At 66.1% G+C, this 22,909-nt stretch carries 19 protein-coding genes and 1 pseudogene; 14 read left to right on the top strand and 6 right to left on the bottom strand.

Annotated features, from left to right (window positions below; all coding sequences use genetic code 11):
- Positions 1–24 precede the first annotated feature (24 nt).
- Positions 25–1,017, bottom strand: coding sequence for an aldo/keto reductase (locus tag HNP02_RS17660; RefSeq protein WP_184440689.1), 993 nt, complete (start codon positions 1,015–1,017; stop codon positions 25–27).
- Positions 1,018–1,129: 112 nt separating this feature from the next.
- Between HNP02_RS17660 and HNP02_RS17655 the strand changes: the two genes are divergently transcribed.
- The 5 genes from HNP02_RS17655 to HNP02_RS17635 all read left to right on the top strand — a co-directional run bounded on the left by HNP02_RS17655 (position 1,130) and on the right by HNP02_RS17635 (position 5,778).
- Positions 1,130–1,582: a nuclear transport factor 2 family protein gene (locus HNP02_RS17655; RefSeq protein WP_184440687.1), complete on the top strand. Its 453-nt coding sequence runs from the start codon at positions 1,130–1,132 to the stop codon at positions 1,580–1,582.
- Between the two features lie 3 nt (positions 1,583–1,585).
- Positions 1,586–2,290: a siderophore-interacting protein gene (locus HNP02_RS17650; RefSeq protein ID WP_184440685.1), complete on the top strand. Its 705-nt coding sequence runs from the start codon at positions 1,586–1,588 to the stop codon at positions 2,288–2,290.
- A gap of 225 nt (positions 2,291–2,515) precedes the next feature.
- Positions 2,516–3,157 carry a hypothetical protein gene (locus tag HNP02_RS17645; RefSeq protein WP_221317730.1) on the top strand — a complete coding sequence of 214 codons (642 nt, stop codon included), beginning with the start codon at positions 2,516–2,518 and terminating at the stop codon, positions 3,155–3,157.
- Positions 3,158–3,159: 2 nt separating this feature from the next.
- On the top strand, positions 3,160–5,160 hold the full coding sequence (locus tag HNP02_RS17640; protein WP_184440683.1) for a YhgE/Pip domain-containing protein: 2,001 nt from the start codon (positions 3,160–3,162) through the stop codon (positions 5,158–5,160).
- 36 nt (positions 5,161–5,196) lie between these two features.
- A complete protein-coding gene (locus tag HNP02_RS17635) occupies positions 5,197–5,778 on the top strand; it encodes a GNAT family N-acetyltransferase (RefSeq protein WP_184440681.1) in 582 nt (193 codons plus the stop codon).
- 30 nt (positions 5,779–5,808) lie between these two features.
- Here HNP02_RS17635 and HNP02_RS17630 read toward each other — a convergent pair whose 3' ends face one another.
- Entirely contained in the window at positions 5,809–6,513 is a 705-nt protein-coding gene (locus HNP02_RS17630) for a cutinase family protein (protein ID WP_184440679.1), read from the bottom strand.
- A 235-nt stretch (positions 6,514–6,748) separates the two neighbouring features.
- On the opposite strand from HNP02_RS17630, the gene HNP02_RS43730 reads away from it, so the two are divergent.
- On the top strand, positions 6,749–7,669 hold the full coding sequence (locus HNP02_RS43730) for an FHA domain-containing protein (RefSeq protein ID WP_184440677.1): 921 nt from the start codon (positions 6,749–6,751) through the stop codon (positions 7,667–7,669).
- Here the strand turns inward: HNP02_RS43730 and HNP02_RS17620 are convergent.
- On the bottom strand, positions 7,663–10,749 hold the full coding sequence (locus HNP02_RS17620; protein WP_184440675.1) for an FAD-dependent oxidoreductase: 3,087 nt from the start codon (positions 10,747–10,749) through the stop codon (positions 7,663–7,665). The genes HNP02_RS43730 and HNP02_RS17620 overlap by 7 nt on opposite strands.
- Before the next feature lie 188 nt (positions 10,750–10,937).
- Between HNP02_RS17620 and HNP02_RS17615 the strand changes: the two genes are divergently transcribed.
- Positions 10,938–11,681, top strand: a complete 744-nt coding sequence (locus HNP02_RS17615; RefSeq protein WP_184440673.1) for an Rv3717 family N-acetylmuramoyl-L-alanine amidase — start codon at positions 10,938–10,940, stop codon at positions 11,679–11,681.
- Positions 11,682–11,756: 75 nt separating this feature from the next.
- Positions 11,757–12,668, top strand: a complete 912-nt coding sequence (locus tag HNP02_RS17610; protein WP_255506603.1) for a hypothetical protein — start codon at positions 11,757–11,759, stop codon at positions 12,666–12,668.
- A 13-nt stretch (positions 12,669–12,681) separates the two neighbouring features.
- Here the strand turns inward: HNP02_RS17610 and HNP02_RS17605 are convergent, their stop codons facing one another.
- Together HNP02_RS17605 and HNP02_RS17600 are read right to left on the bottom strand one after the other, a co-directional pair.
- A complete protein-coding gene (locus HNP02_RS17605) occupies positions 12,682–14,283 on the bottom strand; it encodes a serine/threonine-protein kinase (protein WP_184440663.1) in 1,602 nt (533 codons plus the stop codon).
- 161 nt (positions 14,284–14,444) lie between these two features.
- Positions 14,445–15,371, bottom strand: a complete 927-nt coding sequence (locus HNP02_RS17600; RefSeq protein ID WP_184440661.1) for a zinc-binding dehydrogenase — start codon at positions 15,369–15,371, stop codon at positions 14,445–14,447.
- A gap of 100 nt (positions 15,372–15,471) precedes the next feature.
- On the opposite strand from HNP02_RS17600, the gene HNP02_RS17595 reads away from it, so the two are divergent.
- The 6 genes and pseudogenes from HNP02_RS17595 (at position 15,472) to HNP02_RS17570 (ending at position 21,783) form a co-directional block, all read left to right on the top strand.
- A complete protein-coding gene (locus tag HNP02_RS17595; protein ID WP_184440659.1) occupies positions 15,472–15,966 on the top strand; it encodes a MarR family winged helix-turn-helix transcriptional regulator in 495 nt (164 codons plus the stop codon).
- 136 nt (positions 15,967–16,102) lie between these two features.
- Positions 16,103–16,948: a cutinase family protein gene (locus HNP02_RS17590; protein ID WP_184440657.1), complete on the top strand. Its 846-nt coding sequence runs from the start codon at positions 16,103–16,105 to the stop codon at positions 16,946–16,948.
- Between the two features lie 138 nt (positions 16,949–17,086).
- Entirely contained in the window at positions 17,087–17,575 is a 489-nt protein-coding gene (locus HNP02_RS17585; RefSeq protein ID WP_184440655.1) for a hypothetical protein, read from the top strand.
- Positions 17,576–17,657: 82 nt separating this feature from the next.
- Positions 17,658–18,389 (top strand): annotated as a pseudogene (locus tag HNP02_RS17580) (acetaldehyde dehydrogenase (acetylating)); the annotation flags it as partial.
- A complete protein-coding gene (dmpG, locus tag HNP02_RS17575) occupies positions 18,386–19,465 on the top strand; it encodes a 4-hydroxy-2-oxovalerate aldolase (RefSeq protein WP_184440653.1) in 1,080 nt (359 codons plus the stop codon). The pseudogene HNP02_RS17580 and the gene dmpG, both read left to right, overlap by 4 nt.
- A gap of 323 nt (positions 19,466–19,788) precedes the next feature.
- Positions 19,789–21,783, top strand: coding sequence for a universal stress protein (locus HNP02_RS17570; protein WP_184440651.1), 1,995 nt, complete (start codon positions 19,789–19,791; stop codon positions 21,781–21,783).
- A 42-nt stretch (positions 21,784–21,825) separates the two neighbouring features.
- Here HNP02_RS17570 and HNP02_RS17565 read toward each other — a convergent pair whose 3' ends face one another.
- Positions 21,826–22,863: a Gfo/Idh/MocA family protein gene (locus tag HNP02_RS17565; protein WP_184440649.1), complete on the bottom strand. Its 1,038-nt coding sequence runs from the start codon at positions 22,861–22,863 to the stop codon at positions 21,826–21,828.
- Between the last annotated feature and the right edge of the window lie 46 nt (positions 22,864–22,909).

Genomic DNA, 22,909 nt, shown 5'->3' with positions numbered 1-22,909 from the left:
CTCAAGTCGGCCGCCATACGCCTGCTACAGCGTGATCCGATCGACCTCGGCCATGTCGGCGTCGGTCAGAACCCAGCCTGCGGCACTGGCGTTGGACTTCACCTGCGCCGCCGAGGTCGCTCCGGCGATCACCGTTGCGACCCTGGGCAGACAGGCCAGCCACGACATCGCCAGTTCGACCAGCGTGTGCCCGCGCTCAGCGGCGAACGCCTCGAGAGCCTCGACGATGTCGAAGTTCTTCTCGTTGAGCAACGAGTCTTTGAAGGCCTTGAACATTGAAGCCCTGCGCTCCTCCGGCGCCGTGCCCAACCGGGTGCCGGTGGGAGGCTCCACGCCCCGTCGATATTTGCCAGTGAGCATGCCGCTCGCCAGTGGGAAGTACGGGAGTACCGCCAGATCGTGGCGCTCGGCCGTCGCGATCAGTTCGGCTCCGCGGGCGGGTCGCGCTTCGAGAGTGCTTGCGTGTGCACCGGAGGTCTCCCGCCGAAGCAAGCTGAGTTCGTTCTCCACCGCCACGAACCGCGCCGTACCCAGGCTCGCAGACGCCTTCGCTGCTTCGTCGATCTGGCTGGACGCGAAGTTGGAGCACGCGATCTCGATAACCTTGCCGGCCTTGACCAGCTCGTCGAGCGCGCCGAGGGTCTCCTCGATCGGCACCGTCGAGTCGGCGATGTGCTGGTAATAGAGATCGATGCGGTCGGTGCCGAGTCGCTTCAGGCTGGCGTCGCACGCGGTGCGCACGTACTCGGGCGACGCATCGGGTTTCCCGTCGGAGAGTGGCATGCCGAACTTCGTGGCGATCACGACGTCGTCACGCCGCGAGCCGAGCGTCCTACCGAGGATTTCCTCCGACGCGCCGCTGGCGTAGACGTCGGCGCAGTCGAAGAAGTTGATGCCCGCGTCGAGGGCGGCGTTGGTCACTTCCTTGGCGACGGCTTCGTCGATGTATGCACCGAAGCTGTTGGTCCCGAGGCCGACAACGGTGACCTCGAGGCTGCCGATGGGACGTGTCTCCATGTGCTGTGTCTCCTTGTATCAACTCCTGCGGGCGGCAGATCCGCCCGCACACCACCATCTTGATGCCAATGACTCTTGACTGCAAGTAACTCGCACAAGTAGGTTCACTTGCATGTTACTTGAGCCGTCCGAACACATGGAGCTCGAGCAGCTCCTCAGCGATTCCTGCGCGTGGGGCGACCATGGCGATCCCGCTGATTGGGTGCTGAAGCTGTGCACTGAAGGTTTTGCCTTGCGCGGCCCGGGAGTCGACCTGACCCGGGGACAGTTCGAGCAGTGGATCACCATGCGGGCCGCGGCGCCGTTCGAGACGCGGCATCAGTGGACCAACCTGCGGATCCTCGCTGTCGATGGCGATGCCGTCGACATCGAGTGGCTGGAGTGCGTCCATCGCCGCGACGAGGGCTCGGACATCACCATTCGCACGGTCGGTGACATCGCCGACCGCTGGGTTCGGACGCCGGATGGCTGGCGCCTCGCGTCCCGCACGATCACACCCGTCTTCGACCCGCCGCCGGCCTACTGGAATGGCGCCGAAGTGAGCGCAGCTCACCCAGACGTGTGATTCATGAGCCGCCTCCACGACCTCGTCGCCGACACGGTGTCGAACCGGCTCTTCCGCGCCGTGCGAGTCACGAAGGTCTCCGACCTGGGACCGTTTCGAGAGATCAGCCTGACGAGCGTCGCTTCCTGGACCCCGGGCGACAAGATCCAACTCCGCGTCGCCAGGGATGGGTTGACGATGCGCACCTACACGCCAGTCCGCTGGGACAACACCACCGGTGACACCACTATCCTCAGCTATTTGCACGGGGCCGGGCCGGGCTCCGCCTGGGCCCAGAACGTCGCGGCTGACGACTCCGTCCAGGTCGTCGGCCCTCACCGGTCGATCGACCTGAGGAGATTTTCCAGCGCGCCGATCTTCGTCGGCGACGAGACGTCGGTAGGTCTTCGCATGGCGTGGACGGCCGCTCACCCGAACCTCCATCCCGTGCGCGACATCTTCGAGGTGGGCGCCGACAGTCCGACTGCACTTCGTGCACTCGGACTGGAACCCATGCTCGTCACGCGCGAGGAGGCAGACGATCACCTTCCGTCGCTCGTCGAACTGGTCGTCGCTGCCGCCGCCGAGCACCACGAGTCGCCGCTCATCCTCACGGGCCGCTCTACGACCATCGCCGCGATCCGCCGAGCGTTGAAAGCAGCCGGACACGCACAACGCATGACCCGTGTGAGGACATATTGGGATCCCCGACGAACGGGACTTGACTAGAACGTGGCTTCAGAACTGTGCGGTCAAGCCACGCTGTTCAACGACGTCTTGACATCACTCGCCGACCAAGGTGTCGTCCTCCCCACACCGCTCGATCGCGTGACTTCGGCGCCTCGCCCGTAGCGTGAGCGGGTGGCACCTGAAGAGAGCAACCCCGTGGACGCACCAGACGAGCAGGAAGCCGAAGCGCCGCAGGAGTCGACCGATACTCCCCCCGCCCCAGCGCTGATCACCGCCACCGGACTGGGAGTGGACGGTGAGCACGGGCCGCTGTTCTCGGGCATCGACCTTGCGCTCACGTCGGGATTTCACGCCATTCAGATGCCCGGTGGACCGGGGCAGACCGCACTGTTGTTGACGCTCGCGGGCCGCTTCAAACCGAGCCACGGCAGTTTGACGGTGCTCGGCGACACCGGGCCGCGTGCCATCCGCAGGCACTGCGTGATCGCAGCGTTCGAGGACATCGACGAACTGGACGAGTCGGTGACCGTGAAGACCGTGCTCGCCGAGCAACGGCGGTGGCTGGCGCCGTGGTACTCGCGGGTGCCGATCGACGCCGGCCGGGTCGAACTGGACTTGGTGTTCGGCGAGATTCGCCCGCCCTCTGCCGACACCTTCATCGTCGAGTTGTCCGACCTAGAGCTGTTCTTGCTGCGGATCACGTTGGCACTGCTGTCGGGACGCCCCATCCTCGTGGTCGGGGACCTCGAACAGGTTCGCGACATCTCACGGCGGGCGGTCGCGGTCGAGAGACTCGGCGCGATCGCGACGCAACGCACGGTGATCGTCGGGGTGACCAACCCACTGGGCGCGCAAGCTCCCGAGCACGATCTGCACGATCACCGCATTCTGACCGGGAGGGACTGACAATGCTGGCTGGACTCGCATTCGGTTCGGAGCTCAAGCGTTTCGGCCGGAACCGGATGACGCGCATAGCGATCGTGGTGCTGATGCTGCTGCCGCTGGTGTACGGGGCGCTCTATCTGTGGGCGTTCTGGAACCCGTTCGGCAACGTGGACAAGATGCCCGTGGCCCTTGTCAACGCCGACCGCGGGACCGTCGTATCCGGCCAGCAGATCAACGCGGGCGCCGAGATCGCCAAGAGTCTGACGGCCGACAAGAGCCTGGACTGGCACGTCGTGGACGCCGAGGAAGCACGCAACGGCGTGGAGCACGGCAAGTACTACTTCATGCTCGAGTTGCCCGCGGACTTCAGCGAAGCGGTCGCCTCGCCAATGACCGGGCAGCCGAAGAGGGCCGACATGCGCGTGGTGTACAACGACGCCAACAACTACATCTCGTCGAGCATCGGTCGCAGCGCGATGAGCCAGGTACTCAACGCGGTATCGTCCCGGATCTCCGGGCAGGCCGTCAATCAGGTTCTGTCTCAAGTGGTTTCGTCCGGTGCGGGGATCAAGCAGGCCGCCGACGGTGCCCAGCAGCTCGCCGACGGCGCGGCAAAACTCGACACCGGAATAGGGCAGGCCGACGATGGCGCCGGTCGCCTGGTATCGGGCCTGGATACCGCACGCTCGGGCTCGGCGAGGCTAGTCACCGGCGCCCAGCAACTCTCGACCGGCATCGATCAGGCCACCGACCCGCTGCTCAAGCTGACCAAGGCGCTGTCACTCATCGGCGGCAACACCGATCAGCTGCAGAACGGCGCCAACGCGATCGGGCAAGCCGCCGACCAGATCGGCGCGATCGCATCCGCGCAGGACGCCGCCGCCTCCGTGATCGCGTCGGTCATCCAACAGCTGTCCACTAGCCCGGATCCGGTGGCAGGCGGCGCCGCCCAGACCCTGCGCGGACTGCAAGACCAGCTCCAGGCGCATCAGTTCACACCCCAGATCCACCAGCAGCTGACCGACGCACAGAACGCCGCGATATCGCTGACGTCGACGCTGCGCACACCGGGCAGTCCTCTGCAAACGGCCCTCGATCAGGTGGGCAGCACCGGCCAGCAGCTGACCAGCAAGCTGAACCAACTACGCGACGGCGCCCAGCAACTCGCCTCCGGCAATGCCCAATTGTCGCGCGGCATCGTACAACTCGACGACGGCGCACGGCAGCTCAAGTCGGGCACCGCACAGCTCAAATCCGGGTCGGCCCAACTCAAGACCGGGTCGGCCGAGCTGGCGACCAAGCTCGGAGACGGCGCCAAACAGGTGCCCAGCTGGACGCCCCAGCAGAAGAATGCGATCGCCGACACCATCGGCGGACCGGTGCAACTCAACGTCACCGACGACAACCCCGCACCCAACTTCGCCACCGGCATGGCCCCGTTCTTCCTCACGCTGGCCCTGTTCTTCGGCGCGCTGGTGCTGTGGATGGTGCTGCGGCCGTTGCAGAGTCGCGCGATCGCCGCGGAGGTGCTCGCGATCCGGGTGGTGCTCGCCAGCTATCTGCCCGCCGCGGCCATCGGGATCTTCCAGGCGATCATCCTGTATTGCGTGGTGCGGTTCGCCCTTGGCATGCAGGTGGTGCATCCGGTCGCGATGTTGGGATTCATGATCCTGGTGTCGTTCGCGTTCGTGGCCGCGACGCAGGCGATCAACGCACTCGTCGGCCCAGCCGTGGGCCGCGTGCTGATCATGGCGTTGCTCATGCTGCAACTGGTCAGCGCGGGCGGCATGTACCCCGTGGAGACCACGTCGCAGCCGTTCCAGACGCTGCACGGCTTCGACCCGATGACCTTCGGTGTCAACGGATTGCGACAACTCATCCTCGGCGGAATCGACGGCAGGCTGTGGCAGGCGATCATCGTGTTGCTCGGCATATGGGCCGTCGCACTGGCGATCTCTTGCCTGTCCGCCCGACGTGACCGACTCTGGAGCCTCGAGAGATTGATTCCGGCCATCAAGATGTGACGGACGTGCTCCGCCAACCGAAGTGAGGAGAGCCGAATGCCCCAACTCGTTGCTCCGGTCATCGCGGCCGGCTCGCTGGGCGAGGTCGAACAACCTCGTATGTCGGGGGCGGATTTGCTTCTGCGGCCTTGGGTGCCTGCAGACGCGCCATGGATCGTCGATGCATTCCGCGACCCGGCCGTTCGACACTGGCACACTCGTGCGGTCGATTCGATTGGAGAGGCGGAAGAGCTGATCGAAGCGTATTCGCAGCGATGGCGCGCCGAGTCCAGCGCGAACTGGGCAGTAGTGGCGCCAGACGGCGAAGTGCTCGGCAGGGTGGCGCTCTGCGCCATGTCCCTCGAATCCGGCGAGGCTGAAGTGGGGTACTGGGTTCGCGCCGCGACTCGGGGCCGCGGCACTGCCAGTTCCGCGGTGCGGATCCTCAGTTCCTGGTCGTTCGGCGCCGGATTCCATCGGCTGTTCCTGCACCATTCGACCGCCAACGCGGCATCGTGTGGCGTCGCCCGAAAGGCCGGTTTCACCTTCGAAGGCACCAAGCGCAGCGCGGGGCTGCACACCGACGGATGGCACGACATGCATCTGCACGCCTTGGTCGGCCCAACCTCGAGCGGCTGACCGCAGCGATCAAGATGTGACGAGTGGGCGCTACTGGCTACCCGCCCCGCTTCCGCTCAGGCGACTTGCGGCATAGTCGGCCGCCTGACCGGCCAGCCCGTTCACCGCGTACTGGGTGTGCGCGGCCTGGTCGTTGCCGCCCGGCGCGCAGACCGGATCGTCGGGAATGCAGATGTCCGTGGTCTTCCCCGTGTAGAGGTCACCCACTGAGATCGGCGGCGCTCCGGTGTAGATCTGCTGCAAGAAGCCGCTGGATGGCTTTCCGAAGAGAGCGACCGCCGCGACGTGGTTGGCCACCTCGGGCGCCATCGGGCCGGTGATGCCGGGCGGCAGGGTGTAGCCGGCGGGTATCGAGTCCTCGGTGGTGTAGGCCATCACGGCCGCCCCCTGGGAGTAACCGCCGAGCACCATCTTGGTCTTCGGACAGGTTGCCGCCACGTCGCGGACCTTGTTGCTCGCATCGATCACACCCGCGGCGGCAGTGGAGAAGTCGAGCGACGCCGGATAGTTCACCGGATACACGTCGACCGACTTGCCGCCGAGTTTCGCGCGCAACGCATCGACGAAGGCTTGCCCAGTGTCGCCGACGCCTGGTGGCTCGAATGTGCCGCGCGCAAATAGCACCTCGACATCGGAACACGGGGCAGCGGACGCGGACGGCATACCGATCGCTGGGCTCACGACCCCCGCGAAGGCAACCACCGCAGCACCGAACAGACGACTGATCACGCTCATTTCGACTCCACCGCCTCATACTGATTCCCGACCCGGCGCCAGGCCCCGATGCCCGCTCCACGGAGACACAATTTTTTACCCGTTACCGCACCCGGTCAAACCCGGCGACATCACCTCGTGACGGACACCACATCCGTCGTCGCCGACCGGCACCGGCGGCCGATGGATTCGTGCAAGATGATGCCCTGACAACCATGACGACGGGCGGCCCGGGGTGGATCTGAGAAGTTACCGAGTGGCCGTCGGGCGCGGCGACGGTCTGGTGGCACGCACCGGCGATGCGGTGATGTACATCGCGGACGAGACCGCTGGTGCCGCTCCCCTGCTGGCCGCCCTCGACGCAACCGCGGGCGTCGAGTCGCCCGGTCGCGCTCTGGCCAAGGCGCTCGCCACCATCGCACTGGGTCCCGACTCGGCCCTGATTCCCCCATTCGGTCTCGTCGCTCCCACCGCTGACGGTCTGCTGTTGATTCTGCGAGGGCCGGTGACCGCCGACGTCGAATCCGATGGCCAGGGCCGCAGGCTGACTGGAGAGCGAGCGCTGACCTGGGTCGACGAAACGCTCCCCCCAACAATCGACAAAGTCACGATCGGCGGCCCGGGCGGCCTGGCGGTCGGCATGGGAGGCCACACAGTCCTGCGCGCGGGCGTGGTACCCGCCGGAGGCTTTGCCGCGCTCAAGTTGGATTCATCGAAACCGGTTGCACCCCAACCACACACGCCCGAGAGGCGTGACCCGCCGCCGCGCCAAGCCCCTCGGGCCCGACCTCCGGCACAGGCACCAGCCGCCGAGACGGCCAACCCGCGCCCGGTTGCCGGTGCCCTGACCACTGGTGGCGATGCGGTCTACCCGCTGGACCGGCCCTATGTGATCGGACGCAACCCGCTGGCCGACCCGATGGTGCGCGACTCGGCGGCCTCTCCCATCGTGCTGGCCGATGACCCGCAGATATCCCGGGTGCACGCATACGTCACCGTGGGCGCCGAGTCCGTGTTTGTGCGGGATGCCGGCACGCCGGCAGGCACGTACGTCGCCGCACCGGGCGCCTCGGAATGGACCAGGGTCGGCGTACAACCCGTGGTGCTGCAGCCCGGATGGTGTCTTCGGATCGGCTCGAAGATGCTGACGTATCAAGCAACCGGTCCTGCTCAGTAGGCCAACCGTTCGCGGTCGCCGAGCACACTCCAATTGCCTGAGCGCAGCATCCCCATCGACATGGGGCCTACCGCCGCGTTGTCCCGGACCACCTTCTGCGCCGCGGCCAGGTCGGCGGGGTGGTGACCCAGAACGGTAGCCCCCACCGCACGGCCCCGCGAAACCACCAGGCGCCGGTACGAGGGGATGGCGGGCAGATCCGACGTGACCACCTCGTCGCCCGGTTCAGGTTCCACTTTTCCGATCGAAAAGAGTTCCAGATCAACGCCTTTGAGGATGGTCGCAGGGTTTTCCATGGGCACGACCTGGTGCCCGCCCAACGCGTTGACGGCCGCGGCCTCCGCCTGCTCGGTGGCCACCGGCCACAATCCCAGTACCTTGTCGCCATGCTCGGCGACGTCTCCCGCGGCGAACACGCCGGGCACCCAGGTCTGCATGCGGTCGTCGACCAGCACGCCCTTGCCCACCGGTACCCCTGCGTCTCGGGCCAGCGCGACATTGGGACTGTTGCCCGTCGCCGCCAGGAACACCTCACACGGCAGGGTGCGGCCATCTTTGAGCGCCACACCGGTGACTGCCGGTGACCCGACGACATGGTCGGTTTCGGCTTTGCGTGCCACCGCGATTCCCACCCTGGCGAAATGATCGGCCACGATCTCGGAGCATCGCGGGTCGACCGAACGGCTCAGCAGCCGCGAACCACGCTCGAGCACCGTCACGTCGAGCCCCAGTTGGTGCAGACCGTAGGCCGCCTCCAGCCCCAGCAGCCCGCCGCCGGCCACCACCGCACGATGGGCGCGGTGCTGCTGAGCGTAGGCGCGGATGCGCATCGCGTCGCCGGCCTCGCGGAGCACGAAACTGCCTGGCCTTCTGATCCCGTCGATCGACGGGATCGCCGCGCTGGCGCCCATGGCCAGGATCAGTCGGTCGTAGGGCAGCGTGTCCCCGGTGCCCAGCCGTACCATCCGCGAGCGCAAGTGGATACCGGTCGCCACCGTGTTGAGCCACGCGGTCACGGCGTGCTCGTCGTACCACTGTTCGGGTAGTAGGTACAGACCTTGCATCGCCGAACGGCCGTACACCAGGCGGGAAATGCCCATCCTGTTGTAGAGGGCATGGGGCTCGGCCCCGATGAGGTGGATCTCGCAGTCGGGGTGACCGCGCCGGATGAAGTCGGCGGCGGTCACCCCCGCGATGCCGTTGCCGATCACTACGACGCTGACGATGGACTTGTCGTAGCTCACCGGTGCGCTACCGGTCGTGGTGGCCCGTTCGGGGGTCAGCGAGACGGTGACCTCGCCAGTCTTGATGCGCGCACAGCAGGCCATCCGGCTCGATGCGCCAAGGCCCAGCCGTTTGAGCGTCTTCAGTTCGTCGGCCTCCGGCGCCGACAGCTGGTCCATCCCGGCGAGCACCGCGACCGGGTCTGCCCCGCACACCCCCATCCGGCAGCCCGCCTCGATCGGCTGGCCGCCCTTCTCGGCGATGTCGAGCAGGCTCATCCCGACGTCGGCGCCCACCGGCGGCCCGTCGACTCCGAAACGCACTCGCGCCGCGGCGCTTTCGGCGGACGGCGCGGCGCGCACCTTGGGGGATTCCAGAAGCACGGGTTCCTTGCGTGTGCCGGTGGTCCAGGCGAACTGCAGTTCGCTCACCCTCGTCCTGGCGATCCACAGCACGGTCAAGACGGCGATCGTGATGGTGATCGGCCAGCGCAGCCATGCGGCCTGGATTCCGGTGACCTGCGCGAGCGAATCGGTGATGATCGGTCCGGTGAACCAGTAATACGCATTGAGCGCGATGGCAGCAAATCCGACCGTCAGCATTGCGGCGCTCAACGGGGTCATTGCGTTGACCGCGTAGAACAGTCCGACGCTGACGAGTACGAAAAGTACCAGCAAGCCGTACTTTTCGGTGGTAGCGGCGTCGACCTGCGCACGCACGGTGAAGAACCCGAGAATGAAACCGGGCAGCGCGGCGACGAACAGCATCCGCGGCGCACTCCACTTCGGGTCGGCTTCGGCCATGTCCGCCTGCCACGCCGCCCTCGGCTTGAAGTCATAGCAGTTCTTCGTGCAGCCAACGCAGGGACGGCAATGGCTGTTGGTCGACGTGACGTAGGGCGTCTGCCCGTAGGCGCGCTGAAGCGGAAGCAGCGGGCACACACTGCTGCACCAGCCGCTCTTGCCCTTCAGGAACACCCCTCCGGTGAAGGCGGAGGCAATGATCACCGCGAGTACGACGGCCATCGCGGGACCGTTGCGGTCCAAACCGGCGATGCGTGCACCGGCAATGCCAAGGAACAAACTGGTGGCTATCAGGAAACCGTTGCGCGAGAACCAATTCGGCGCAGTGCCAGCGCGGCTGAACCCGGCGACGCGCGGAATTTGATTCGACGCCGCGAGCGGGCAGATGTTGCGCCACACTCCTGGCGCGATGAAGAACAGCGCAGGCCACAGCGGGACGATGACGTGGAAGAACACGAACAGTCCGCCTGCGGGCCGCACGAACAGCGCCACGATCACCGCCAGATAGGCCAGTACGCTGCAGCCGCGCAGCACCTGCCAGACCCGCAGCGGCACCGTCTTCGGCAGATCGGTGTAGGCGGGAAACAGCTCATGGGTGCCCGTCGGGTCGATCCCCAGGATGCGTTCGGCGAGTTGCAACGCCCCCGAACGGGTGGGGTCCGCCGCTGCCGGCGGTGGCGGGAGGTGAGCGACCGCGCCAAGGTCGATGAGGCTCGTCGGATCGTGCTCATACCTCGCGGCCGGTTGTTCGACTGCCGCCGGAGCGCTCAGCACGATGAGCTCGGTGCGGCCAAACCGTACGACGTCGCCTGCCGACAACGTGCCGCGGCCCGTCAGCGCAACGCCGTTGACCGTGGTGCCGTTGCGGCTGTCCAGGTCCACCACCGAAAGCGCCGTGGGACTCGGCACCAACCGCAGGTGCTGTCGCGAGACTTCGTCGTCGGCGACGTTCTCCCCTGCACATTCCCGGCCCATCAGCACTGGCCGGCTCAACGTCAGGCGCCGGGGGGGACGACCCCATTCCCGGATCTCTATCACGGGCGGGACAGCCATAGTTAGTTCCCCCGAACCACTTCTGAGTTCCCCGAACTGCTGATGAGTGAATGCGGGTTCCCGTAGGGCTGTACGGGCCCGCGCCGTCAGCATAAATTGCCCGCGGCGTGGCCACAGGCTTTGTCGACCTTCCTGCGATGAACGGCGCACGGATCGGCCATCCATCCCAGCTGAGGCACCATGGTGCGATGCGTACTTCGCGCGCCGTGCTCGTCGCGGCTCTGGTGTGTGCCCTCGTGAGCGTTACCCCTGGTGTTGCGTTCGGCGCTCCGAACCTGGCAGGGATGTCGGTCTTCCTCGACCCCGGGCACAGTGGCGTCAACGACTCCAGTCTCGACCGGCAGGTGCCCACCGGGCGGGGAGGCACCAAGGACTGTCAGACCAGCGGCACCGCCACCGACTCCGGCTACCCCGAGCACGCCTTCAATTGGGACGTCGTGCAGCGAATCGCCGTCGCGCTCAATCAGATTGGTGTCAGAACGGAGTTGTCCCGGCCGGATGACGACTCCGCGGGTCCTTGCGTCGACCAGAGAGCAGCGAATGCCAACGCGATGCATCCCGACGCGATCGTGAGTATTCACGCCGACGGTGGGCCGCCTTCTGGACACGGGTTCCACGTCAACTACTCGTCTCCGCCGCTCAACGGTGCTCAGGCCGGTCCCGCAATGCAGTTGGCGACGGTGATGCGCGATTCGCTAGTGGCGGCGGGTCTGCAGGAGTCCACGTACATCGGTTCGGACGGTCTGTACGGTCGCGCTGACCTTGCAGGCCTGAATCTGGCGGAGTATCCCGCTGTCCTGGTCGAACTCGGCAACATGCGCAACGCCGACGAGGCAGTCCAGATGCAGTCGGCCGACGGCCGGGCACGGTATGCCGAGGCCGTGATGCAGGGCATCATCGCCTATCTCACGGCCAAGGCCCCTGCCTCGTAGCAGCGCGGGGCGCTGCCCGGCGACACGTCGGAAGTGGTGACGGAGGCGTTGGCGCCGACCAGCGACACTAGACGTATGCCGAAACGAAGGAACCCAGCCCGCTGGATCGTCGCGGGCACGGCCTTCGTCTTGGTGACGGTCGCGATATCCGCTGGTGGGGTGATTGTCGGCCGCCATCTCTCGCCGAGTACGGCGTCGTCCCCGCAATCGAGCCTGTCAGCCCCGCAGGCACCGGCGGCGCCGCCGATGGTCGGAACCGTGCCGTCGAATCTGGAAGCCGCCTTCGCCCAGCTGCAGACGCAACTGCACGCCCCGGTCGGCATCGCGGTGACCGCGGTCGGCTCCAACCAACCGCCGATCACCATGGGCGATCTGCAAAGCGGTCCGGCCTGGTCGACGATCAAGGTACCGCTGGCGATTGCTGCACTGCGACAGGAGAATTCGCCGACTCCCACAGCCGCGATGACTGCGGCAATCACCGAATCCGACAACGCGGCGGCCGAATCCATCTGGGCGGGGCTCGGCGATCCGGTCACCGCAGCGCACGACGTCGAAGCAGTGTTGCAGGAGACCGGAGACCCGACCACCGTCGAATACCGGAAAGTGCGACCCGAGTTCACTGCCTTCGGCCAGACGGACTGGTCGCTCGAGGATCAAGTGAAGTTCCTCTCGAGTGCCGTCTGCGACTCTCGCAACGACCCGATCTTCGCGTTGATGGGCGAGGTGGTGTCCGATCAGCGTTGGGGCATCGGCACCATTCCCGATTCGCGTTTCAAGGGCGGGTGGGGTCCGTCGCCCACCGGGAACTACCTCGTCAGGCAGATCGGCACCCTGAACGCTCCAACCGGCACCGTTGGGGTGGCGATCGCCGTCACGCCCGCTTCGGGGTCCTTCGACGAGGGCACCTCGGACCTCACGGAGGTCGCGAACTGGCTGCACGACCATCTGGCGGCCCTTCCTGCAGGCCACTGCTCCTCGCCAGGGTGAGTTCGGCCCGCTTTCAGTACAAGTACACGCGGGCGTTGTTTCCTCCGGTGCAGGTGATCCAGTTGTCCGTGCCGACCGCCGCGCATTGCATGAGGAAGTTCGGCCCGGCGCACTCGGCGCCGGCGATGGTGTTGCAGTTCACTGCGCCGGGCGCCGCCACGGTGCGCGGCAGGCGACTGGCATTGCCGTACTGATTCCAGTACGAGGTGAGCACGCTGCTTGCGAAGTAGCAGGATGTCTCGGGAGTCCCTCGCCCGGCGTGGCTGCCGAATCCTGAGGCGGTGGGCAGCGAAAATCCCTGGTCACACGACTGATGGCTGAGGCTGCTGTCGGGACCTTGAATGATCGGCGGCAGCCCGCCCGCCTGGGCAGGTGAGGTCGGTGTCTGAGGCAGGCTGACGACGGTCTGGCTCGATTGCCCGCCGATCGGCGTCGGGCCGGCGGCCTGTCCCGAATTGCCCCTGCCTGCCAGAAGTCCGATGACTACCCCGATGGCGCCAAGCAATACCGCTGCGAACACGATCCCTGCAGGGAGCAGCCAGCGCGGGCGGCGTTCGGCCGGCCTCGGCGCTGAACTGGCTACCGTCGAGCTTGCAGGCATAGGCCAGGATGGAGGCCCGCCGTTGTAGGCCGCCCAGGTTTGTGGCGAGGCTGGCACTGGCGGGGAGCCACCGTAGGGGGCCGTCTGCATTACCGCCCCCGGAGGCCCGGCGTGCGTCGGGTCGTCGTAGGGCGCCGAGTTCGGCGTCGAGAACGGTCCCACCGTCGTTACGAAGTTTCCCTGCGGCTGCCCGGTCTGCGCGAGGGCGCGCTGAGCAGCACGCCCCAACGCTGCCGCCGAGCCGTAGCGGTCATCGGGATCTTTTGCCATGCCGCGGGCGACGACCGCATCAAAGGATGCCGGCACGCGTCGATTGACTTCACTGGGCCGGGGAGGCGACTGGGCGATGTGCGCCGCGATGACGTGTTCCACGTTGTCGCTCGGAAATGGCCGATCCCCGGTGAGGCCCTCGTAGAGCACGCACGCCAACGCGTAGATGTCGACTGCCGGTGTGGCCGGTTGATTGTTGAACCGTTCCGGGGCCATGTATGCCATGGGCCCAATGTGGGTGCCCGCCATGGTGAGTCGTGTGTCGGTTCGGGTCTGGGCGATTCCGAAGTCGACGAGGTACGCAAAGTCTGCAGGGGTCACGATGATGTTCGCCGGCTTGACGTCGCGGTGAATCAGGCCATGTGCGTGCGCTGCGTCCAGGGCGGCACCGATCTGAGCGACGATGGCCACCGCCCGCTCCGGAGCGAGCGCACTGTCGGCGATCAGATCGTCCAGCGTCTGGCCGGTGACGAGGCGCATGTCGATGAACAGGTTGCCGTCGACGTCACCCCAGTCATGAATCGGGATGACGTGCGGTTCCTGTAGCACCGCCGCGGAGTGAGACTCACGAAGAAACCGGGCACGAAACGTCTCGTCCTGCGAGAACTCTTCACGAAGGATCTTCAGCGCAACCGTTCGGTTCTTGCTGGTGTCGTGGGCTTCATACACCTCGCCCATTCCGCCCCGCCCCAGCAAGCTGATGATTCTGTACTTGCCGAACGTCTGACCGACGCGCGAGCTCACTGATTCCCCCTCGAATTCGCACTGCGAATGGAGTATCCGCCTGATCGCCTTACGGTGCACCCATTGCCGACGAAACGCCTGCACGGACGATGCCTTGCGGCGCTTACCGACGGTTTGCAATCGCCTCGACGAGGGTGCAGGGGCCCGAACTGCGGTCCGGATCAGCGGACGAGCACGATGCGGCCGCCGTCGGCCGTGCTCCGTGCGATGACCGCACCGGCGAGCTGATCGAAGGACACGGTGCGGTGCACATAGCTGTCCAGGCGGTGCGCGGCGACCTTGAACAGGAGATTCATCAGCTCGTGTCCGCTCGGGGCGACGTTGGTCGGCACGAAGCCCCCATGCGTGTCGAAAACGGATCCGTCGGCAACGGAGGTGAACCTCCCACCCGGCCGCACCACGCCCGCGACAACGGCGCGGTGTCCGGCGACGTGGATGGCGGTGTCGACGCCGCCGCCAAAGATGCTCTGCACCTTCTCAATTGATCGTGTGGCGCTTGGGCCGTCCGGAATGACGACGTCGGCACCGAGCGCCAACGCCAGGTCAGCTTGCTCCTGCGGGGTGATGGCCGCGACAACGGCGCCGCGTGCCTTCGCCAGTTGTAGCGCGAATCCGCCAACCCCGCTCACGGGACCGTGGACCACCATGTGCCCAAGGCTTGCCAGGCCCAGCGCGTCGACTGCGTCGGAGGCCGTCACCCCAGCCAAACCCACGGCCGCGGCTTCCACGACGTCGACACCGTCGGGGATGGGAGCTAGCAGTCTTGCCGGAACCGCAACCTTGTCGGTGAAGGTGCCTGGCTGGCCCGCCGGTTGCGGCGCCAGAGCTCCGGCCACGTACATGCCGACGTCGATGTAATCCACGTCATCGCCGACGGCGGCCACCCTGCCGACGAAGTCGCGGCCCAGCAAGATGGGCGCGAATTGGTCTGTCGCAGCGAGGTAACGCCCGCGGACGGCGGCTCGGTCGAAGTCGTTGACCGAGGCGGCGATCACGTCGACGACGACTCCGTCGGGCGCGGCGAATGGTTCGTCGACGTCGAAGAGGCGCGGCATGAAGTCCGGCCCGGTCACTCCCATTGCCTTCATGGCTGACCCTCTTCCGTACTGTGGCCTTCGGCCCTCTTCTCGGTTAAACACTTAAGCGTGGGCAGCATTCCCGGTTCAACGATTAAGTTAGGATGAGAACATGAGTACCGCCGACACGACTCGATGGCTGGACCCGCAGGAGCAACAGGTTTGGGCGCAGCTGTCGACGATGGTCCTGCGATTGCAGCCGGTGTTGAGCTCACAGCTCCAGCGCGAGTTCGGGATCAGCCAGTACGAGTACCTGATCCTGGCGCGGCTGTCGGAGGCGCCGAAGACGAGGCTTCGGATGAGCGTTCTCGCCACGGTCGCGGGCAGCTCGCTGCCGCGGTTGTCCCAGGCCGTAGGCCGTTTGGAGAAACGCGGCTGGGTATCACGTCGGCCCGATCCGCAGGACAGTCGTTACACCCTTGCGGTTCTGGCCCCCGCGGGACATCGCAGCCTGAAGGAAGCCGCCCCGTCGCATGTCGGCGCGGTGCGCGAGCTCGTCTTCGACCGCTTGACCCAGGCTCAGGTTCGTCAGCTTGGCACGATATGCCAGCGCATCATCGATGGCCTACCCGCGGACGACAGCTGGCCCAGCGCCGCACCATCCTGAGCCGCACCTTTGCTCAAGTGGTGTAGATCACTTGACTTCGCGGAATCGTCGGTCCGGTATCCCACTTGTACGTGCCAGGAAGCCACTTAAACATTGAAGTGGCGACAAGCAGGGTACTTGGCAGAGGAGCCGGATGATGAGCACCGTTACACCCCAGGCAGTGAGGAAGAATAGCTTCACCCGCGCAGCGGTGTCGGCGGTCTTCGCCGCACTCGCCGTGGCTGGGATCTACGCCGGATCGTTTGCCGCCCCGGCCGGATGGTCCGCCCAAGCCCGTGCCGCCGACGACGCATGCGCCAACGTCGAAGTCCTCTTCGCCCGCGGCACCAACGAAGCACCCGGAGTCGGAGCCACCGGCCAAGCCTTCGTCGACGCGCTGAACGTTCGGATGCCCGGCAAGTCGATCGCGGTCTACCCGATCAACTACCCCGCATCGCTGAACTTCGGACAAGCCACCGAAGGCATCGCCGACGCGAGCAACAAGATCCAGTCGATCGCCACCAGCTGCCCCGACACCAAGATCGTCCTCGGCGGTTACTCCCAAGGCGCCGCAGTCGCCGGCTACACCACCGCCGACAGCGTCCCCGCAGGCATCGACCTGCCCGCAGGCCTGACCGGCCCCATGGCTCCCGCGGTCGCCCCGCACGTCGCCTCAGTGGTGCTGTTCGGAACCCCCGACCCGTGGTTCATGAACCTGGTCGCCAGCGACGCACCAGCCATCAACATCGGCGGGGCGTACGCACCCAAGACCCTGCAGCTGTGCGCCACCGGCGACCCGGTCTGCTTCCCCGGTGGACTCGACCGCTCCGCGCACAGTTCCTACAAGGACAACGGAATGGCCGTCCAGGCAGCTGACTACGTGGCCAGCAAGTTGGGTGTTCCGGCCCCCTCGGCCACCGTGCAACAGACCGCAGGCCAGGTCGGCACCGACCAGCCCGCCGCCCTCCCCGCAACCGAGAACGACGCACCGTTCGGCAACTGAATGACACCGCCAGCAAGGCGGTAACCGACCAACGGCCGGAAGTGAGTCCCCAGGACCACTCCCGGCCGTTGGTCCATTTCGTGGTGAGAATATGCTCTAGGGAAGACGTGCGACCCCCAATGGCCTTACCCTTCGGCGATGAGATCATTCGTCTCCGCCCTATCAGCGTTGCTGCTGGCGACCGTCTGCTCCTCGTGTGGCATCGCCGATGGCGCGTCCAACTCGACCGTCAGACGAACCAGCTCCGACGTGCCGGAGACGTTGTCAGCAGCCGTTGCCGCAGCACAGTCAAACGCCGACCGCTTCTCATCAGGCGATTTCGCCGGGGTGTGGGAACGCATGTCGCACGAGGTCCGCGACCGGATCACCCAGGACGACTTCGTGACTTTCTACGAAACCTGCAAGAAGGCTGGCCCGACGATCCGGGTCGCCGGGGTGAGCCTGGACGCTGCGGCAGGCACGGCGGTCGTGCGCATGGACGTCGGAACCACCGAGCAACCTCGGATCATGCTCTTCGAGGACGGCAAGTGGGTCATGAAGCCCACACCGGGTTTCGCGGCGCATCTCGGCCAGCCGGTCGCGCAGATCATCGCAGAAGAGACGTCCGCGGGCCTCTGCCCGCACTGATCACCTCGCCCGCAGGCCCCCCGCGCAGGAGCTACTCGGCGACCTCCAGTCGCCACATGTGACGTCGCCTAGCGCCGCTAGCATCGTCTTCGATTCGACGTCCGCCAAGGCGCACGTGGCCAACGAGGAAGCATTGCGCCAGTACGGAAAGCGCCTCATCGACCTCACACCGGCCGCGATTGGGCCGTACGTGGTGCCTGCGGTCAACCTGCACGAACATCGTGACGCTCCAGACGTGAACATGGTGACCTGCGGTGGCCAGGCAACCATTCCGATCGTGGCGGCGATTTCGTCGGTGACGACCGTGCACTACGCAGAGATCGTTGCCTCGATTGCGTCGAAGTCGGCCGGGCCGGGAACCCGGGCGAACATCGACGAGTTCACCGAAACTACTTCAGCGGCAATCGAAATGGTGGGGGGAGCAGCGCATGGCAAGGCGATCATCGTGCTCAATCCGGCAGAGCCGCCGCTGATCATGCGCGACACGGTATTGGCGCTGGTGACGAATCCGGACCAGGACGAGATCCGCAAGTCGATCGGCCAGATGGTCTCGAAGGTGGCCGCCTACGTTCCGGGTTACCGGCTCAAACAGGAGGTGCAGTTCACCGCCCTCGACGATGCCGAGTCCGTCACCACGCTGACCGGGGGTGTCGACGTCGGCCCGGGCTTGTGGAAGGTGTCGGTGTTTCTCGAGGTCGAGGGCGCCGCGCACTACCTCCCGGCGTATGCCGGAAATCTCGACATCATGACTTCTGCAGCCCTCCAGGTGGCAGAGAGAATCGCCGAAGACAAGACTTTGGAGGTGGCACGGTGACCGATGTGAAATCGCGTCCGAACGCGAAAGACGGTGCGGCCCTGTACATTCAGGATGTCACCCTGCGCGACGGCATGCATGCAATGCGTCATCGAATCAGCCCGGACAACGTGGCGACGGTCGCCAGCGCACTCGATCGCGCTGGCGTCGACGCCATCGAGGTCACCCATGGTGACGGTCTTGCCGGACACAGCCTCACCTACGGGCCGGGCAGCAACACCGACTGGGAATGGATCGAAGCGGCGGCGTCCGTGGTTCATCGCGCCAAGCTCACCACGCTGCTGCTGCCCGGTGTCGGTACGGTCGCCGACCTCGAGCACGCATTCGCGCTCGGCGTCACCTCGGTGCGTGTCGCCACTCATTGCACCGAGGCCGACGTCGCAGCCCAACACATCGGCAAAGCGCGCGAACTCGGCATGGATGTGTCCGGTTTCCTCATGATGTCGCACCTCGCCGAGCCCGCCAGGCTGGCCGAGCAGGCGAAGCTGATGGAGTCATACGGTGCACACTGCGTGTACGTGACCGACTCTGGTGGTCGATTGACGATGGACGGGGTCCGTCAGCGCGTACGCGCGTATCGTGCCGTGCTGGATCCCGACACCCAGATCGGTATCCATGCACATCAGAACCTGTCGTTGTCGGTCGCCAATTCCGTTGTGGCCGTGGAGGAGGGCGTGGCGCGAGTCGATGCTTCGCTCGCGGGTCACGGTGCCGGCGCGGGTAATTGCCCGATCGAGCCGTTCGTTGCCGTGGCAGATCTGTATGGATGGAAGCACGGTTGCGATCTGTTCGCGTTGCAGGATGCGGCCGACGACATCGTGCGGCCGCTGCAGGATCGACCGGTCCAGGTGGACCGCGAAACCCTGACGCTGGGCTATGCGGGTGTCTACTCGAGTTTCCTGCGTCATGCTGAAACGGCGGCGAAGCAATACGGACTCGATACGCGCGCGATCCTGCTGGCAGTGGGTGAACGAGGACTGGTCGGCGGTCAGGAAGACCTGATCACCGATATCGCACTGGACCTCGCGGCAGAGTCGGTGTCGGGTCTTCGCGATTACGGCAATCTGCGCAGCTAATTCGGACCACGCCGTACGGCCCTTCGCCGCGCCTGCCGGGACCTGATCGGACGCCGACCGACCCTCGTTGGGCGTTCACCGATAACATAGAGTCGTTGCTTCGGCTAACGAAGCTATTACCACGATCACGTTTTCCCGAACATCTCACTGGCCGTTCGTAACTCGTGAACACCACCGTTTCGGAAGGCCGTCTCGATCGCCAATGCCGGAACAAACCCCGCCAGGAAGGAGTTGCAGCACCACGTGCCTGCCCCGATCCCCTCGACTAGCCGGCCGAATCGCATCCCGCATTGCCAACTAATTCACAGTTTCGAGCAAAGCTGATGCGCCAAGGCCCACTCGCAGGCCGCTATCCGGCGGTCGCCGCCATGGTCACGCTCGCGTTGATCCCGTACCTGGCGCTGTCCGCGGCGATCGACCCATTGGTGCCGATCATCTCCGAGCAGTTGCACATGACCGCTCAGGAGATGAGCCTCAGTTCCGGTCTTGGCAACGCGGCGTACGCCGTCGGCACGGTGCTGGCGGTCCAGTTCGCACAACATCTGCCGCAGCGCAGGATGCTGCTTGGATACGCGGTGGTGCTGGTGCTGGGCTCGGTACTCGCCGCCGCTGCACCCAACGCCGGCACGTTCATCAGCGGGCACGTGCTGCAGGGACTGGCGACCAGCATGCTGTTGATCGCGGCCGCGCCTCCACTCACGATCGGATTCCCGAGAGACAAGCTCAGGAACACGGCCGTGATCATGAACATGTGCGTGTTCGGGGCGGTCGCCCTCGGCCCGTTCATCGGTGGCGTGCAGGCCGAGTCGCACGCGTGGCGACCGCTGTTCTGGATCGTCGCCGGGATTGCGTCGCTGGCTCTGATCCTGGCCGCGTTGACGTTCGACGACGCCCCGCCCGCCGACCTCGACGCACCACGTGACCTGCTGGCGATCGCACTGGCGGCCGTCGGGTGTACGGCGGCGTTCGTCGGCGCTGCTCAATTGACCACCCACGGTTTCGGGGATGCCGCGGTGACCGTTCCGATGCTCGGCGGTCTCGCCCTGATCGTGGTGTTGATCGTCTACCAATTCCGCGCTCGCCGTCCGCTGCTGACGGTCCGAACGATGCTGACGAGTGCGATTCCAGTCGCAGGCGTGGGCGTCGCACTGTTCGCCGCGGCCGCGTCGGTGGCAGCGACCGTGCTGACGGCCAACGTGTTCCTGCGTACCTACAGCCCGGTCCACGTCGGGCTGCTGTACCTGCCAGAACTCGGCGGCGCCATCGTGATGGCGTTCGTGTTCGGGGCGGTCATCTCCCGACGTGCCATGCACTACCTTCCGCTCGTCGGGATGGCGTTCCTTGCGGCCGGGATCCTGGTGTTTCGGCTCGCGTTACCCGCCAACCAGCCACTTGCCCTGCTCGGCGCGGCACTGACGGGGCTTGCCCTCGGTGCCACCGTCGCACCCGCACTGTTCGTCGCGGGCTTCTCGTTGCAGTCCAACAGCCTGCAGCGCGTCTTCGCGATCATCGAACTCCTGCGGGCAGTGGCGGCGTTCCTGGTCGCGCCAATCTTCGTGCACTTTGCGGTGACGTTCTCGGGTGATGTCGTCGTCGGCACCGGAATCGCACTGTGGATCGGATTCGGGCTCGCGATCGGCGGAGCCGTTTTCGGGGTGGCGATCTACGTACTCAGTGGAGCTCGGCCGCAACCGCCCGATCTGGACCGATTCCTCGACGGCGAATCCCCCGCCTGGTACTCGCCGCCATTGCTGGCGCGACTCAGGAAGGGTCTGCCACCCCAGGCCGAACCCGCACGGGTCGTCGCGACGCCCCTCCGGCCCGAGGCGCCGATACCCGTCGGCCCCGTGGTCTTCGCCTACGACGGATCCGATCTCGCCGCCTTCGCCATCCAACGGGCCGCGAGCCAGTTGGCGCCGGGACGCGACGCCCTCGTCGTGTGTGTCTGGCAGCCCGTCGACGTCGGATTCACACCCACCGACAACGGCCATTTGGTTGGGCACTTCGACGCCGACCAAGCCACCGAGGTACGGCGAGCCGCCGAACGGACGGCCGCCCACGGGGCGTCGCTGGCCGTCGCGGCCGGATTTCAGGCGTATAGCAAGGCCGTTGAAGCGACGCCGACGTGGAAGGGCATCGTTGCGGCAGCCGACGAACACGAAGCAAGCTTGATCGTGCTCGGACCGCACCGCCGCAACGGGCTGCTGGGACATTTGCAGGGCAGCGTGGCGGCCGCGGTCGTCGCACACACCAGCACTCCTGTCCTCATCGTTCCGCAGAGCTCAGCGGCGTCGAACCTCTGCACGACGGTCGCCTGACGGCTAGGGCGAACCGTCAGGGCGAGCCGGCGTTCGCCTAACTCAGCGGGCAGTTGCGGCGTCCTGGAAGTCCACGGCGACACGGGTTCCGGTACGTGCGGACTCGAGGATCGATTCGCACACTGCCAGAGCATTCACCGCGTCCTGGCCGTCGACCACCGGGCGGCCGTCGCCGACGACGGCGCGGGCGAAGTGTTCGATGGTGATGTCGTAGGTGTGTCTGTGGTCTGGCACGTCGACCTCGGTCTCGCCCCGCGCGGTGCGCAGCAGCACCGTGCCGATCGGTTCCGGAGTCATCACGTCTGGCGCGACGATGCTTCCCTCGTCGCCGTGCACCTCGAGATAGGTCGGGGTGTGCGGTGTTGTGAACGCGTCGTGGAACCGGACGAGGACGTCGTCCTCGTATCGGATCACCGCGGCCGACGCGTCCTCGGTGGCGGTCTCCCAACGTCCTTGCCGCACGGTGATCGCGACGGTCTCCAATGCCCTGGTGCCCAGCAGCGGATTGACCACCGACGCGTCGTGGCACGACAGATCCATGACCACTCCTGCCCCTGGCCGATCACTGAGCCGCCAGCCGCGCAGCCGTTCTGGCAGCAGTGAGGTGTGCCGCACGTTCACCGACAGCACGCGCCCGATCGCCCCGTCGCGCACCAGCTCCCGCACGGTGCGGTGCGTCCCGGCTGCTGGCAGGTGGTGGTTGACGCCGAGAACGATCCCGTGCGTGGCACATGCGGCGGTGATCTGTCGTGCGCCGTCGAGATCGACCGACAGCGGCTTCTCGCACAGCACGTGCTTTCCGGCGACGGCAGCGGCCTCGGCATGCGCCAGGTGGTGCTCATTGGTGCTGGAGATGTAAACGGCGTCGATACTGGGGTTGGCGAGCAACCCATCTAGGCTGTAATCACCATTGTGCGAAGGTATTTCGTTGCGAGCCGCGTAGTCAGCGGCATGGTCGGCGTTGTTGCTCGCCAAGCCGAGGATGCCTTGGTTCATCCGCCGCAACGCGGGAATCATCAGAGTTTGGGCGATGTCACTGGCGCCGATCAGACCCCAGTTCAGCGGTGCGCTATCCGACATGCCCTCATCTTGCCGCCTTCGACACTGGGAGACACAAAGACACTGG

It is taken from the genome of Mycobacterium sp. AZCC_0083 (assembly GCF_014202335.1).
GTDB lineage: Bacteria > Actinomycetota > Actinomycetes > Mycobacteriales > Mycobacteriaceae > Mycobacterium.
This window is presented reverse-complemented; position numbering and strand designations above follow the sequence as displayed.

Bases quoted from the DNA above. Each gene is read 5' to 3' on its own strand.
- HNP02_RS17660 (WP_184440689.1), bottom strand. From the start codon at position 1,017: ATGGAGACACGTCCCATCGGCAGCCTCGAGGTCACCGTTGTCGGCCTC.
- HNP02_RS17655 (WP_184440687.1), top strand. From the start codon at position 1,130: ATGTTACTTGAGCCGTCCGAACACATGGAGCTCGAGCAGCTCCTCAGC.
- HNP02_RS17650 (WP_184440685.1), top strand. From the start codon at position 1,586: ATGAGCCGCCTCCACGACCTCGTCGCCGACACGGTGTCGAACCGGCTC.
- HNP02_RS17640 (WP_184440683.1), top strand. From the start codon at position 3,160: ATGCTGGCTGGACTCGCATTCGGTTCGGAGCTCAAGCGTTTCGGCCGG.
- HNP02_RS17635 (WP_184440681.1), top strand. From the start codon at position 5,197: ATGCCCCAACTCGTTGCTCCGGTCATCGCGGCCGGCTCGCTGGGCGAG.
- HNP02_RS17630 (WP_184440679.1), bottom strand. From the start codon at position 6,513: ATGAGCGTGATCAGTCGTCTGTTCGGTGCTGCGGTGGTTGCCTTCGCG.
- HNP02_RS17620 (WP_184440675.1), bottom strand. From the start codon at position 10,749: ATGGCTGTCCCGCCCGTGATAGAGATCCGGGAATGGGGTCGTCCCCCC.
- HNP02_RS17615 (WP_184440673.1), top strand. From the start codon at position 10,938: ATGCGTACTTCGCGCGCCGTGCTCGTCGCGGCTCTGGTGTGTGCCCTC.
- HNP02_RS17610 (WP_255506603.1), top strand. From the start codon at position 11,757: ATGCCGAAACGAAGGAACCCAGCCCGCTGGATCGTCGCGGGCACGGCC.
- HNP02_RS17600 (WP_184440661.1), bottom strand. From the start codon at position 15,371: ATGAAGGCAATGGGAGTGACCGGGCCGGACTTCATGCCGCGCCTCTTC.
- HNP02_RS17595 (WP_184440659.1), top strand. From the start codon at position 15,472: ATGAGTACCGCCGACACGACTCGATGGCTGGACCCGCAGGAGCAACAG.
- HNP02_RS17590 (WP_184440657.1), top strand. From the start codon at position 16,103: ATGAGCACCGTTACACCCCAGGCAGTGAGGAAGAATAGCTTCACCCGC.
- HNP02_RS17585 (WP_184440655.1), top strand. From the start codon at position 17,087: ATGAGATCATTCGTCTCCGCCCTATCAGCGTTGCTGCTGGCGACCGTC.
- HNP02_RS17570 (WP_184440651.1), top strand. From the start codon at position 19,789: ATGCGCCAAGGCCCACTCGCAGGCCGCTATCCGGCGGTCGCCGCCATG.
- HNP02_RS17565 (WP_184440649.1), bottom strand. From the start codon at position 22,863: ATGTCGGATAGCGCACCGCTGAACTGGGGTCTGATCGGCGCCAGTGAC.